At 42.3% G+C, this 14,861-nt stretch carries 7 protein-coding genes; 5 read left to right on the top strand and 2 right to left on the bottom strand.

The window, feature by feature from the left end; translation table 11 throughout:
- Nucleotides 1-132: 132 nt before the first annotated feature.
- Nucleotides 133-642, bottom strand: a complete 510-nt coding sequence (locus tag F944_RS13535) for a hypothetical protein (protein ID WP_004991603.1) — start codon at nt 640-642, stop codon at nt 133-135.
- Between the two features lie 169 nt (nt 643-811).
- Here F944_RS13535 and F944_RS13530 point away from each other — a divergent pair, with 169 nt between their 5' ends.
- The 3 genes from F944_RS13530 to recD all read left to right on the top strand — a co-directional run bounded on the left by F944_RS13530 (nt 812) and on the right by recD (nt 10,045).
- Nucleotides 812-4,459 carry an exodeoxyribonuclease V subunit gamma gene (locus F944_RS13530; RefSeq protein ID WP_004991601.1) on the top strand — a complete coding sequence of 1,216 codons (3,648 nt, stop codon included), beginning with the start codon at nt 812-814 and terminating at the stop codon, nt 4,457-4,459.
- 6 nt (nt 4,460-4,465) lie between these two features.
- On the top strand, nt 4,466-8,149 hold the full coding sequence (locus F944_RS13525; RefSeq protein ID WP_026039855.1) for a UvrD-helicase domain-containing protein: 3,684 nt from the start codon (nt 4,466-4,468) through the stop codon (nt 8,147-8,149).
- 135 nt (nt 8,150-8,284) lie between these two features.
- A complete protein-coding gene (recD, locus tag F944_RS13520) occupies nt 8,285-10,045 on the top strand; it encodes an exodeoxyribonuclease V subunit alpha (protein ID WP_004991595.1) in 1,761 nt (586 codons plus the stop codon).
- A gap of 581 nt (nt 10,046-10,626) precedes the next feature.
- On the opposite strand, the gene F944_RS13515 is transcribed toward recD, so the two are convergent.
- A complete protein-coding gene (locus F944_RS13515; RefSeq protein ID WP_010588583.1) occupies nt 10,627-11,934 on the bottom strand; it encodes an EstA family serine hydrolase in 1,308 nt (435 codons plus the stop codon).
- 271 nt (nt 11,935-12,205) lie between these two features.
- Here F944_RS13515 and rpsO point away from each other — a divergent pair, with 271 nt between their 5' ends.
- A complete protein-coding gene (gene rpsO, locus F944_RS13510; protein ID WP_004991585.1) occupies nt 12,206-12,475 on the top strand; it encodes a 30S ribosomal protein S15 in 270 nt (89 codons plus the stop codon).
- Nucleotides 12,476-12,758: 283 nt separating this feature from the next.
- The gene (gene pnp / locus F944_RS13505) at nt 12,759-14,846 is read left to right on the top strand and encodes a polyribonucleotide nucleotidyltransferase (RefSeq protein WP_171063297.1); all 2,088 of its coding nucleotides are present in this window, start codon (nt 12,759-12,761) and stop codon (nt 14,844-14,846) included.
- Nucleotides 14,847-14,861 lie beyond the last annotated feature (15 nt).

Raw genomic sequence — 14,861 nt, 5'->3', positions numbered from 1 at the left:
TAAAACTTAAAAATATGGAATTGTTTGTAGGAAAATTTATATGAATTGTACCTAATTAAAGACAAAATCTAAAAAAGAGAGTTGATCCCAAGCCATGTTGCTCAGGATCAGTTTAGAGATATTTACTTGAATTTAGGCCACAATACTCCCATTTACATTCTTTTGTTGAATGCGTTTCGCCAGTTGATAACAATCTTGCACGTGCGCTTCAGCCACTTTTTTCATCACGATATAGCCCAAACTGGCAGCCACAATGGATCCCCCGAGCGGGATAAATTTGGTGACTTGTTTGGTAATGACTTTACCCACAATGCCATTTAAGGATTTTTTTACCGCAGTTCGTGCCACGACCAAGCCTGAAAATTCAAAGCCACGTTTGCGCAGCTCATTCCAGTGAATTTTTTTAGTTTCTGGATCATAGACACTAATATGATCGGGCGATAAACCAAAACGGGCGCTAATATCTGGAATCAACTGTGACAAGATTCCAATATCGATGACCACATCAAAAAATGGAATTGGAACCACAGCCGCACCTGCGGAAAAGTAAGCGCGTTTTTTGACCATGTCTAAACATTCTTCGCGCACTTGTTCAAGGTCAAGTTTTGGATCAATTGAATCAGGAATATTTTCTATTTTCATTGGGCTTATACTCAAGTCGGTTCCTTTTGTATCATTCAAGCATGTATTTTTAAATGATGTTCACATTTTTATTTCATGCCATCAACGTGACATAGTTGGATTTAGATGTATAGTGACGAATGTTTATGATTTTGTGCATAAAAGCATAGCTTAGTAAGGTAAGGAATACATGGCCATACATGTCATTCAAAGTCAACGTATCGATGTGTTATTGCAAGGACTGGCGCGAACTTCACAATCTCGCCATGAACAACCTTTTCAGGTACTGGCCACTCAACATTTTATTGTTCCCAATGCCGCCGTGCAGCAGTCGTTGACTGAAAAGCTCTCGGAATTACAGGGAATTCATGCCAATTATCAGTTTCATCAACGTATTCGCGGCTTTCAATGGTATGCCTATCAACAAGTATTAAGTGAACATAAGGATCAGGTACGTAAAGCCAATATTCCACGCCTGATTTTAAAATGGCGAATTTATCAGGCCTTGCATTCTTATATTCAATCTGACCAGATGCAAGTGACTATCGAACATCCATTGCATTCGATCATTGCCCGAATTTATGACAGCGCAGATCGACTGAATCACGGTATTGAGAAGCAACTCAAAAAACAAAGCATGTTGTATTGGATTGCTGAACAAGTCTCGCAATTATTTAGCAATTACATGTTGTATCGGGGACATTGTCAAAAAAACTGTGTTGGAAAATGTACCTGCTCAACCAATTGGCTAAGTGCGTGGGGCAATGATCATGCACTCGATATTGAAAAGTTGATCATGAATCAGGATCAAAGCGTTTCAGCATTTCAATTACAACAAGCGCAAGACTTAGAAGCTTGGCAACGTTGGTTATGGAAAGAGCATTTCCATCAGGATTTTTTAGAGATAGAGAAAATTGATGAGCTGTTTTGGCAGCAGCTTGATAATGAGCAAACACGTGTGCAGGCGTTAAAACGGTTACCGCAACAAGTGGTGTTATTTACTTTACTGGATCTGCCACCCAGTCAGTTACAGTTTTTACGTCGTTTAGGGCAATATCTTGAGATTTATATTTTTCATTATAACCCGTCACAGGAATACTGGGCCGATAGCGTCGATCCACTCTGGAAACAGCGTTATGATGTCGGGGTAAAAGAACGTTTTATTGCCAAGAACCCTAAAGCAACAGATATTGAAATTGCAGAATTTTTTCAGCAATTCACTTTGCATTTTAATGCCGAAGCTCGTGAATCACGACATCCTTTATTAACCCGTTTGGGCAAGCAAGCGCGTGATCATTTTTCATTATTATCTAATTTATCGACAGGAGAAGAAGGGCATTGGGTCGATGCTTTTGTCGATGAGTTCCCAGAAACCTTATTGGGACATGTGCAGTCTGATATTTTGCATTTGGCTGAACCCAAAGCAGCGGATTATGCCCTTGATCTAAACGATGAATCGATTCAGATTCATGTCTGTCATTCTGGTTTAAGACAACTGGAAGTATTGCGAGATCAATTAATCTACTGGTTATCTCAGGGAACAACAGAACAGCCACGTCGTCCGAGTGATATTCTGGTGCTTACGCCGAATCTCAAGGAATTAGAACCGCAGATTCGCAGTGTTTTTCCAGCGACACCAAGTGCTGAGGGTGTATTTTTACCTGTAAAAATTGCAGGAGTAGCGCAGCTTGATGTCTTGAATGCATGGCATGCAGTACTAGGTCGTATTCAACTGTTACACGGCCGTTTTAATTATGATGAGTTCGCCGATTGGCTCAGTCTTACTGCAACGCAGTTATGTTATGGACTTGATGACAGCCAAGTCTCACGCTTATTGGCGTTGTTAGCCGCAGCAGGCTTTAAACGTGGCTTTGATGCAACTCATTTACAGCAAAGTCTTGTTCAGGGGGATGAGGATTACCGCTATAGCTTTAAATTTGCACTGGATCGATTGGCGTTGGGGATTGCGATTCCCGATCATGTGCTATTTCAAGGTACGTTAAGTTATGCGCAGGTACAACCTGATGATTTTGAAATTATTGATAAATTGATTCAGATTTATCGGGATTTTGACCAGCGTCGTGATTGGTTAGTAGCACACGAACAGGGTGAGCAACTGGCTGTTGAAATCTGGTTAAAACGGTTAATGGCAGATGTCACTGAGTTTGAACAAGCAGGCGTAACGGCTTTAAAACCTGCACGTGACGCAATCAAAAAACAAGAACGTATGGTGACTCTGGCCAGTTTTTATGGCGAAGCTGATACACAGCATTTGCGTCAGATTGCCTTGCCATTGCCTTATCTACTTGAAGAAATTCAGCGTACTCTGGAAAATCAATCTGCACAGGCAGAACCCACAGGTCAGATTACCTTGAGCCAAATTGGTCAGATTCGTCCATTGCCCTATCGTTTGGTGGTGTTACTCAATCTGGATCAGGGGCAATTTCCAAATCGTGACAATCACACTCCGTTTGATTTGATGGATGTATTACGTCCGCAACTCGGTGATCGCTCACGTCTGGAAGATGATCAGGGTGCATTTTTGGATGCGGTGTTGTTGGCGAAAGATCATCTCTGGTTATTTTATAATGGCTTTGATGTGAATGATGGCGAAGTCCGCGAGCCTTCCAGTATTGTGCAGGAACTCACCACACATTTGGCGAAGATTGTTAAACCTAGTGCCGATCTCTCTGAACGTGCAATTGCACTAGCTTTGCCATTTAAACAACTGGGCATAGCACCACAACTGGCGTCACTTTATCGGATTCATAGTTTACAACCTTTCGATGTGACCGGCTTTACTCAGCAGCCCGCTTTACAGCGCTATCAGGACCACTGGTATCAAGTGGCCAAGCATATTCAGCAGCCACAAGAGACACGTTTGCCGTGGGTGAATATCGATTATCAGCCACCATCGCAAGATCTATTATTACTTGATAGTCAACAGTGGATAGCCGATATCACTTTTCCTGCACGGTTGTATTTAAAAACTTTAGGGGTTGAAAATTGGAATGAACAGGCATTATTAGATCAGGATGAGCCTTTGTTCTTGGATGGTTTAGCTAAGTATGCGATTCGTGATTTTTTACATCAGCATCAAGCCGATGCTGCTTCAGATTTGTTATTAGATCAACTCCCTGTCAGTAAAATTAAATACAGTGCATGGCAGCAAAGTTTATTTGACCAGCAGCGTTTACAATCGCGGTTGCACGGTTATGCGATGCAGGAAACCCCAATCACCTATCGAACTTGGCGTTTATCCTCACCCTTACATCTGAACATTCAAATTCCTGAAGATGACGTTCAGGATTGGGTCAGTGTGCAGGCATCAAGTGCGCGAGCGAAACGGATCGCTAAAGTTTGGTTGGAATATTTGATTTGGCTGAGCTTTTTAAATCAGGGCGAGCATGTACAAGACAAGCGCCGTATCGTGGTGTTTAGTGATCAAACCGTGATTTGTGAAGGGATTTCATCGGGTCAGGCGCGTCAATACCTCGATGAATGGTTGACAGCATGGCACTATGCGCGACAGCAGCCGTTGGTGTTGCCTGCGGCACTAATATTGCAACCTTTGGAAAAGGCTAAACACTATCATTGGGAAGACACTGAGATAGGATTTGTATTGGCTGAAAAAGATCGTGAAAATATTTTAAAAGAATGGAATAAAACAGGGGCGTTTAGCGCATTAGATGTGACACAGGATGAAAGTAGTAAGTGGCATCAGGATTGGATGTTTATTTTACAGCAGCAAGATGCTCAGGCCTTACTCAATGTTGCACTCATACAATTTTCTTATGCTTTATATGCCCCGATTTTTCAATATGTACGCACGGAGTAAGCCTTGATCTCATCTCACTCAGCCGTGTCTTATCAACCGATTACCGATATTGAATTCTCAGGTTTACATCTAATCGAGGCTTCCGCAGGCACAGGAAAAACCTTTACTTTGTCGAGTTTGATGGTACGTATTTTTTTGGAAAAATATTTACCCAATCAGGTCATCGCGACTACATTTACCCGTGCAGCAGCAGCAGAGTTGAAAACTCGAATACGGCTGCGTTTGCAAGACATGTATCGTGATCTACAAGCCTATCGTGGTTTGACGGAACAAGAGGTTTTAGCGCAAGCCACAAAGCAATCTGATCCTTTAATGAAGCATGTATTGTGTCATTTTGCGACACGAATGGACTATGCCTGTGAGCGTTTAAAACTAGTGCTGGATCAACTGGATGAACTCTTTGTCGGGACTCTGGACAGTTTTAGTCAAAAACTATTACGCGAATTTGCATTTGAAAGCGGCAAAATCGAGCGTGCGCAAATTACGGATGATGCCAAACGTTATACCCGCCAACTCATTCATGATGTGCTACGTGAATGGATTCAGGCACAACCGCAAGCATTGATCGATGGTCTATATAATATTGGCGCTTTAAAAAGTGTCGATGCGTTTGTGGATGTGGTTGAAAATTCGTTGAACTTTACTTCAGCACAATTTCAGTCGGCACCAATGCCTGTATTGAATTGGGAGGTGTTGACTCAATTTCAATCTTTTATACAGCATTCGGATTTGAGTGACCTACATGCGTATTACGAGCTTGATGGCGAATACTATACCTGCATCAATGGCACCTCATTTCGAAATGGCGCATTTCATGATTTATTTACCGTGCATTTACCCCAGCTGGCTCAGGTCTTGGCTGGTGAAAATGTATTACAGATTTTTGATGCTCCACTCGCCAGCGCGCGTGAGGCTGCATTTAAATTTCTGGATAAATTTGAACAGGGCAAAATATTTAAAAAATGTCCTGCCGAGGTGAGCGATGGATTCTATCATCATCCACTAATTCAGCAGTGGGTGGAGATCATTCGTCATTTAGGCATCCTTCAAGATCAGCTTGAACAATTACAACAGTATTTAAAAGCCTATCTGTGTCTGGAGGTCAAACAGCGTTTACCCCAACTCCTTCAACAAAAGGGCGAAACCACCTTTTCACAGCAGATTCGTACCCTTGCGGAAGCATTACAAGGCGAGCAGGGACAACGCTTTGCGATTTTTGTGCAGGCTCGTTATCCCTTGATTTTGGTGGATGAGTTTCAGGATACCAATCAAGATCAAGATGATATGTTGGCCAGCATTTGGCGACATCCGCAGCGTTATCAAAAAGGCTGCATGATTATGGTGGGAGACCGTAAACAGGCGATTTATGGCTTTCGCGGCGGTGATATGCTGACTTTTCTCAAGGCGCATCAAGATATTAAAGCCAAGCAAGGACGAGAATATCAGCTCAGTTTTAATCACCGTTCGGTCAAGGAGTTGGTGGAAGTTGTTGATCATCTTTTTCAACAGCAACCTGATTTTGGCGAGCAAGTTATTTATGACCCGATTCAGGCAGGCTCGCGTCCGCATCCAGCCTTGATCGATCAAGGTCAGCCTAATGTTACACCTTTACGTTGGTTGATGCTGAGTGATAAATCTAAAGAGGCTGAACAGGTGGCATGGAAAATCCGTGCGCTGCTCAATCAGTCACAGACGGGTGATTTATATTTGCAAGCCGAGCAAGCACAGCTCTTAATCGAAGATGATATTGCAGTGCTGTCTAGAAATCATGCTGGACTCGATGCAGTACAGTCTGCTTTGGAATATTTAGGCATTCGGGTTCATCGACCGTCACGAAAAAGCGTATTTGATCATCCGATAGCACAAGATGTTGCTGCTTTACTGACCGCAGTTTTGCATCCCTACGATGAAGCCAAAATTAAACGTGCATTATTAAGTCGTCTCATTGGACTGAATTTAAAGCAACTGGTTGAGCAGGAACAGACTACAGAAGGTTTGAGTGCTTATATCGCGGCCTTTGATCATTTGCGTGAGCTGTGGTTGCAACAGGGCTTTCTAAGCGCATGGCAAGCCTGCATGAACCAGTTTAACGTCTGGCAAAATCTGGTGGCGCAGCACAGTAAAGACCATGAACGTGATGTGGTGAATTTACGGCATTTGAGTGAAATTTTAAGTCAGCACAGTGAACATTATCAGGGTGTGCAAAATCTCTATCACTGGTATTTAAAGCAGCTCCAAGCTCCAAGCCAGCGTGATTGGGAAATGGAGCGTAAACTTTCCAGTGATGCAGGCATTCAACTGATGACCATTCATCAGTCCAAAGGTCTGGAGTTTAAGATCGTATTTTTATTGGGGGCAGATAAACCTTTTAAAGATCAAAATACGGCTTTAAATTTTTCAACTATAGATGTTGCCCATCCTGAAAATGGACAAGTGACCACACAGCGCGTGATCGCCATTCAGGATAAACAACGCTTAAGTTCTGAAGCCTTGGCGCAAAATGAACAACGCAGTCGTGCCGAACAAAACCGACTCTGGTATGTGGCGCTGACTCGTGCCAGCCATCGCGTCTATGCCATGATGCAGGATCAGCAGCAAAAATCACTGGATGCATTGGCATTCTGGAAATATCAACACGGGAATTTTCAGCATCCATTTAGTTTTGATGAACAAGAGTTGGCAGAATGTCCACCGCCGTTTAAAGCGAAAATCACCGAGCCAAAACTCAACTTACAAGCACAGCCTTTGCCAACACAGCGTTTTTATGCACGTGGCAAAACCAGTTTTAGCTATCTGGCGCAACACTTAAAACCGCATCAAATCGCCAGCGATCAGTTGGCTGCACAGGATCAAAAACTGGAGCAAGCCGCAGATGAGCAAGATCATTTAATCGTTGAAAGATCCACGCTCACACAGCCCATTCACTGGATTCAGCACAATTTTCCTAAAGGCACATTGGCAGGGAATTTTTTGCATGAGATTTTTGAACATGTCGATTTTCAGGATCAAAGTGAATGGATTGCTGAAATTCGTCGGCGTTTTAAAAACGATTATGGTAGTTTATGGGATCAGCTTTATAGCATCTATCAACAGGATTTCCCTGAAAACGAACAGAATGAGAATCAGCTTTATCAATGGTTAGCAGATTGGTTAAAGCAAGTATTAACCACGCCATTACATCAAGGTTTTCAGTTACATCAACTGCAAGCAGGTCAATTTTTATCTGAATGTCCTTTTTACTTGGCATTGTCGGATCGTGTACTGGCGATGCGTCGTATTCAGCAATTATTTTTGGAATATCAGATCGAAATGCCTGATTTTCTGGAGGCACACGCTGCGCGTTACTTAAATGGTTCGATTGATTTGATGTATTTTGATGGTTCACAGTTTCATATTGCCGATTATAAGAGTAATTATCTGGGCAAAGACTTCAACGATTATCGGGCGGATGCAATTCAGCAGAATATGCGCCAGTCCAGTTATTGGTTACAGGCTGCGTTGTATTTGGTAGCGTTGCATCGTTATTTAAAAGTGAAATTGCAACATTATCAGATTGAGCAGCATTTGGGGGGCGCAACCTATTTGTATTTACGTGGCATGAATGGACAAGCTGATCAGGGATATTATTACTGGCGACCTGACACCGAGTTTATTTTGCGTCTGGATGCAATTTTAGGCTACTTTGATTGAGATGGCTTCGGGTAAATGCTTGAGGATAAAATCCCGTCTAAAATGCGGATAATTGATATAAAATTATATTAATCAAATTGTTATTTTGTGGATAAGTGTGTTAATAAACTTGTGGAAAAGCTTGAGGATAACTGTGTGGAAAAGCAAACTGACGCTGAAAATGCAGAATTGAGATGGTTGAAAAATTGGAGTGAGTATTTGGCTCAGGCACCATTCAATCTCAGGGAGCGCAATTCTGCCGAAATTGCCGAGCTGTTGCAAGCGTTAATTGAAGCAAGTTTACAGGGCGATAGCGGTTTGGCGATTTCTTCGTCAAATGTTCCTGAAGTTGAGGATTTTATCATTGATGAACAGCAGGCGAGAACTCAAGTTGCCCCGATGATCTATGATAGTGAATTATTGGCTTTATATCGTTATTGGTCATTGGAACAACGCCTTGCTCACCAAATTGCCCGTTTAAGTACGCAACAGATTCAACCGATAGCGATTGATGCTTATCTAGATTTATTAACAGATTCACAGCAACGTGCTGCTTTGCACATGGTCGCCAGTCAAGCGCTAAATATCATTACAGGTGGGCCGGGAACGGGAAAAACCTATACGCTGGCGCGAATTATTGCAGTTTTAAACCAATCTATTCCAGATATTCGGATTGCGATGGCGGCTCCAACAGGTAAGGCTGCACAGCGGATGCAAGAAGCCTTACAAGCCTCATTTAATGACGAAAAACTGTTGGCCTCGGGTCTGGTCACTGACACGCTGAAACAGCAAACCACGCAAACCCTGCATCGTTTACTTGGTCTGGGTCATCGGCAGATTCCACGATTTCATGCCAAACAACCTCTACCTTATGATGTGATCGTGATTGATGAAGCATCCATGCTGGATTTAAATCTCGCGACCTTGTTACTCGAAGCGATTCCCCAGAATTGTCGTCTGATTTTATTGGGAGATGCCAAGCAGCTTGCTTCGGTGGATGTTGGCTCAGTATTGGCAGATGTACAACAAGTGCCTGAACTACAGAAACATCTGGTTCATTTGATCAGTAGTCGCCGTTTTAGTGCGGAGGCTAAAATTGGTCAATTGGCGGGTTTTATTCAAAACGTCAAGCGAGATCAATCTGCCGAACAGCTTCTTCAACAATTTGAACAGCAGATTGCCATTCCTGCCACTTTACAAAACATTGAACTCAATGCTGCGATGAATGATGTGGTTCAGCTTGAGTATTTGCCTGATCAAATCACCGATCTGATACATTATTATGAACAATTAATGGCAGGGTTTATTCCGTTTTTGCGACAATTAAAAACCTATCAACAGTCGGACTATGCTCAGGAAAATATAGATTCTGTAATCGAAGCCTTTGATCAATATCGTATTTTGGTGGCAATCCGTTTTGGTGACTTCGGTTTGGAACAAATTAATCTTTATGCTGAACAATGGTTGACTCAGCATTTATCTGTTCTAGCTGTCGGTGGGTGGTATATTGGGCGTCCTGTAATGATGACTTATAACGATTATCAACTGGGTATTTCCAATGGCGATATTGGATTATGTTTTCGTCACCGCACCGATCCTGAACAATTTGAAGTGTATTTTCCAAGTTTGAATCTCTGGATTGCCGCACATCGTTTGCCAAAAAATATTCAGACCGCTTTTGCTTTAACCATCCATAAATCACAAGGCTCAGAATTTGCCCATACGGCGGTGGTATTTGATCACTCCGCAGAAAAATTACTCAGCCAAGAACTGATTTATACCGCGATTACTCGCGCCAAAAAAGTAGTGAGCTTACTGGTGGATCGGACTGCGTGGAGTAAAGCTTTAACCGTAAAAACCACCAGAACAAGTGGATTGCTTAGAAAAATTAATAAAAATTTAGCATTGTTAAGTTAGTCTATGCGGTAGACAGATCTGTACGAAAATGCTTACATGGTTTCAAGAAATTTGCGGATAGAGCCGCTGCCTTTTTTTTGAGATCATAGTTCTGCACAAAAAGCTCAGCAAGGAATGCTGAGAAAATCGCAAAACAATAACCATAAAGTTGAAAAACAGCGAACTTACAGTGAAGTAAGTGATAAGCGAGGAAACTTACAGCCGCTAAGCCTTGTAGTTTTGGGAGAGACTACAGGGCTTTTTTATTGTCTTTTATCTGATTCTTAGATTAGCATTTACAGTGATCAAAATTTAAATAAAAAATACAGAATATTACAAATAGTTAGGATAAATCATGGATGATTAAAAAACATAAAATATTGCGTAAGTTTTCACTTACATATTGATACGTAAAATACTACTTTTCTACATAATGAGTTGTGGCAGAATGACAAGTGTAGGAACTGATGATGTCTAGCTCGTATATACATCATGGAGTAAAAGGTTGTAAGACCTTGAGACAACAATAAAATAAAACAACAACGATTCAAAATAAAAATACAGCGCAAAAGAGCCCAAGTTATGCTTGGGCTTCTTTTTGTCTAAATGGCTTGTAGCCACTCATGTTCAGCTTGACCTGAACCAAAAAGCGAACGACGCGATTGCTTTGGAATTCGTGGACATTGCATCGAGATTTGGTAAAGTACATTTGCTAAAGCAGGTAAATGGGTGCCAATCACCGACTTTCCTGTGGTCAAAAATGACACGCTAATATCGCGCTCAGGATCAGCCCAGCACAAAATATTGGAAAAGCCGATATGCCCAAAGGCTTGTGCTGTTTGCGGGCCAAATAATCCGACAGGATTACTTCCGAGCATTGGGCCAAGTGCATAACGCATCGGGGCGAGTAAAGTGCGATCCAGACTGGTTACTGAGGTGGGTAAGGTCGCTCGAAATACGGTGCGGGGACTCATGATTTGCTTACCTTGATATTGACCGCCACTCAACAACATTTCAAAAAAGCGGCCTGCTTGTTCAGCACTGGTATAGATATTGCCTGCGGGACAAATCGTGTCCATAAAACGCGTGTCATTGGTCACATCGACTGCCAGTTGTAAACCACCACCGAGCACATGATTGAGATAATGATCCGTTCCCAGACGAGGATGTAAACCTGTCGGATAATTCAATGCCACTTGGTCGCGGTATTTAGCGTCTAAACCATAATTGAAAAATGGCATATTCATGGGCTTTTCGATAGTTTCATGTAGAAAACGGCGTAGATCCTGACCAGTTACGCGCTCGATCAATTCACCTAAAATATAGCCCGCAGTGACGGCATGATACGCTAGCCGTGAACCTGATACAGATACTGGCTTGGCCGCATACAATCGTTTTAAAATTTCATCTTTATCGAACAGTAATTCAGGCGTTACCTCGCCTTCAATTTTGGGAATACCGCCACGGTGTGACAGCAAATGAAATATCGTGGTGCGACGTTTACCATGTGCGGCATATTCAGGAATATAATAACTAATCGGGTCAAGTAAATTAATTTCGCCTTGTTCATCCAGCATGTGGATCAGCATTGCTGTAACCATTTTTGAGGCAGAAAACAGACAGACAGGCGTATCTGCTGAACCGATTTTTGCCGTGTTACTTAATCCCCGAGTTGAATTGCCAGAGGCATAACCCAGACTACGATTGAGTAAAATCTGACCTTTGCGGCGTAAGCAAAAACTGATGAAGGGATAATTTCCAGTTTTATAAGCACTTTCTACACTTTTCCATATTTTTTGTCGTTGTTGCTCGGTCATTGCCCCTTGTTCTGGGTGAACTTCATCCTCTTGTCTCATCACAACAGCAAGATCACGGGGTACAAAACAGGTATTGGTTGATAATAATTTCACAGTCATTCCATATCTTTTCTTTTTATATCAGATGAGTGTGCAGCGTTATGAGACAAATGTCAGTGTCTAAAATGACCAGCATGCATGCGTAATGTGCAATGAAATATTGCCAAGCGGATAAGCTGTATGATTTAAGAATTGTCAATTCAACCTGAATCCTTTAAAATACGTCACTGCTGTAGTGATGCACGGCAGTCAATTGGTTTTAGGTTCTCCTTGAATCGATTGATCAGTATCAATTTATTTTATTTAAGCATCTCGGAGAAATCGAATGGCTTTAACTAACACAGATCGCGCAGAAATCATCGCTAAATTTGCTCGTGCTGAAAACGACACTGGTTCACCAGAAGTACAAGTTGCTTTATTGACTGCTCAAATCAATGATTTGCAAGGTCACTTTAAAGAACATAAACACGACCACCATAGCCGTCGCGGTTTGATCCGTATGGTTAACCAACGTCGTAAATTACTTGACTACTTAAATGGTAAAGACCATGGTCGTTATGTAAGTCTAATTAACGAACTAGGTTTACGTCGTTAATTCGATTTCAGGCTTGATTTTCGGTATTTATATGACGTGGTGTTTAAGCGTTAAAAAGAGAGTGCTGAAAAGAAAGTATCATTTGGTGTGTGTCACTAAATGACTTTAGAAGGGGCGATTGTTCGCTCCTTCTTTGTGTTTATTCTCTAGTGAGGTCGGCTTCTAAGCTTTGTCATTGACCATTGTTTGTAATCATCTGATCGCAATGGTTTGAATGCCAAACCTTAGGGGTCTCCACTAGAATAATTGTTCAAAAAGAACTAGGAAAATATAATACATGTCAATGTTTAATATCGTTCGTAAAGAATTTCAATTCGGTCAGCATCAAGTTGTTTTAGAAACAGGTCGTGTGGCACGTCAAGCAAATACTGTATTAATCACCATGGGCGGTGTAACGGTACTTGTTGCTGTAGTTGCTCAACCTAAAGCAAAAGCCGGTCAAGACTTTTTCCCACTGACTGTAAACTATCAAGAAAAACAATATGCTGCTGGTCGTATTCCAGGTGGTTATGGCAAGCGTGAAGGACGTGCATCTGAAGCAGAAACTTTGATTTCTCGTTTGATTGACCGTCCAATTCGCCCATTGTTCCCAGAAGGTTACTTCAACGAAATTCAGGTGACTGCAACTGTTGTATCTTCTGATAAAACTATGGATGCTGATATTGCAGCAATGTTGGGTACATCTGCTGCATTGTCGATTGCGGGTACGCCATTCCGTGGTCCAATCGGTGGTGCGCGTGTTGGTCTGATCAATGGCGAATATGTTTTAAACCCAAACTTTGAGCAATTGGCTCAGTCTGATCTTGACCTTGTGGTTGCAGGTACAGAATCAGCAGTCCTCATGGTTGAATCTGAAGCCAAAGAGCTTTCAGAAGATCAAATGCTGGGTGCAGTTCTGTTTGGTCATGACGAAATGCAAATCGCGATTCAAGCGATTAAAGAGTTTGCCGCAGCAGCCGGTGCGGTTGAGTCAACTTGGGTTGCCCCAAGCAAAAATGAAACGTTACTTGAGCAATTAAAAGCGGCGTTTGAAAGCAAAATTTCTGAAGCTTATACGATTGCGGTGAAACAAGATCGTTACGCAGCACTTGATGCATTATATGCAGAAGCGGTTGCTCAATTTGTTCCTGAAAATGACGAAACAGGCATTGCAGACGAAGTCAACGAGTTGTTTGAAGATCTGAAATACCGTACGGTGCGTGACAATATCCTGTCAGGTAAGCCGCGTATCGATGGTCGTGATACTAAAACCGTTCGTGGAATCGATGTACAAGTGGGTGTACTAGAACGTGCTCATGGTTCAGCATTGTTTACACGTGGTGAAACTCAGGCATTGGTCACCACCACTTTGGGTAATACCCGTGATGCGTTGATGGTTGACACTCTTTCTGGTACTAAAACTGACAACTTCATGTTGCACTATAACTTCCCTGCATATTCTGTGGGTGAAACGGGCCGTGAATCTGGTCCGAAACGCCGTGAAATTGGTCATGGTCGCTTGGCTCGTCGTGGTGTTCAAGCAGTTCTTCCTGCTGCTGACCGCTTCCCGTACGTGATCCGTATTGTATCTGACATTACTGAATCAAATGGTTCATCTTCAATGGCTTCTGTTTGTGGTGCTTCATTATCATTGATGGATGCGGGTGTTCCACTGAAAGCACCAGTTGCGGGTATCGCGATGGGTCTAGTGAAAGAAGGCGAGCGTTTCGCTGTTCTTTCAGACATCTTGGGTGATGAAGATCATTTAGGTGATATGGACTTTAAAGTGGCAGGTTCTGCCAACGGTATTACTGCGCTACAAATGGACATCAAGATCGAAGGGATTACCGAAGAGATCATGGAAGTTGCATTGAATCAGGCTTATGCAGGTCGTATGCACATCCTGAATGAAATGAATAAAGTCATTTCTCGTGCACGTCCAGAAATTTCAATGTTTGCACCAACCTTTGAAGTGATCACAATTAATCCAGACAAGATCCGTGATGTCATTGGTAAAGGTGGCGCGACCATTCGTCAAATTACTGAAGAAACCAAAGCGGCGATTGATATCGAAGACAATGGTACTGTGCGCGTATTTGGTGAATCTAAAGCGGCTGCACGTGCTGCCATTGCCAAAATTCAAGCGTTAACGGCTGAAGTTGAGCCAGGCAAAATCTATGACGGTAAAGTGATTCGTATCGTTGAATTTGGTGCGTTTGTGAACATTATGCCGGGTACGGATGGTTTGCTTCACATTTCTCAAATTTCAAATGAACGTGTTGCCAATGTGACTGATGTATTGAAAGAAGGTCAGGAAGTCAAAGTTCAGGTGGCTGATGTCGATAACCGTGGCCGTATTAAACTGACCATGAAAGACATTGAACAGGCTTAAATAAAGCTACTTAAA

Source organism: Acinetobacter ursingii DSM 16037 = CIP 107286 (assembly GCF_000368825.1).
Taxonomy (GTDB): domain Bacteria; phylum Pseudomonadota; class Gammaproteobacteria; order Pseudomonadales; family Moraxellaceae; genus Acinetobacter; species Acinetobacter ursingii.
Note: the sequence above shows the minus strand (reverse complement) of the source record. Positions and strands in the feature narration are given on the sequence as shown.

Bases quoted from the DNA above. Each gene is read 5' to 3' on its own strand.
- F944_RS13535 (WP_004991603.1), bottom strand. From the start codon at position 642: ATGAAAATAGAAAATATTCCTGATTCAATTGATCCAAAACTTGACCTT.
- F944_RS13530 (WP_004991601.1), top strand. From the start codon at position 812: ATGGCCATACATGTCATTCAAAGTCAACGTATCGATGTGTTATTGCAA.
- rpsO (WP_004991585.1), top strand. From the start codon at position 12,206: ATGGCTTTAACTAACACAGATCGCGCAGAAATCATCGCTAAATTTGCT.
- pnp (WP_171063297.1), top strand. From the start codon at position 12,759: ATGTTTAATATCGTTCGTAAAGAATTTCAATTCGGTCAGCATCAAGTT.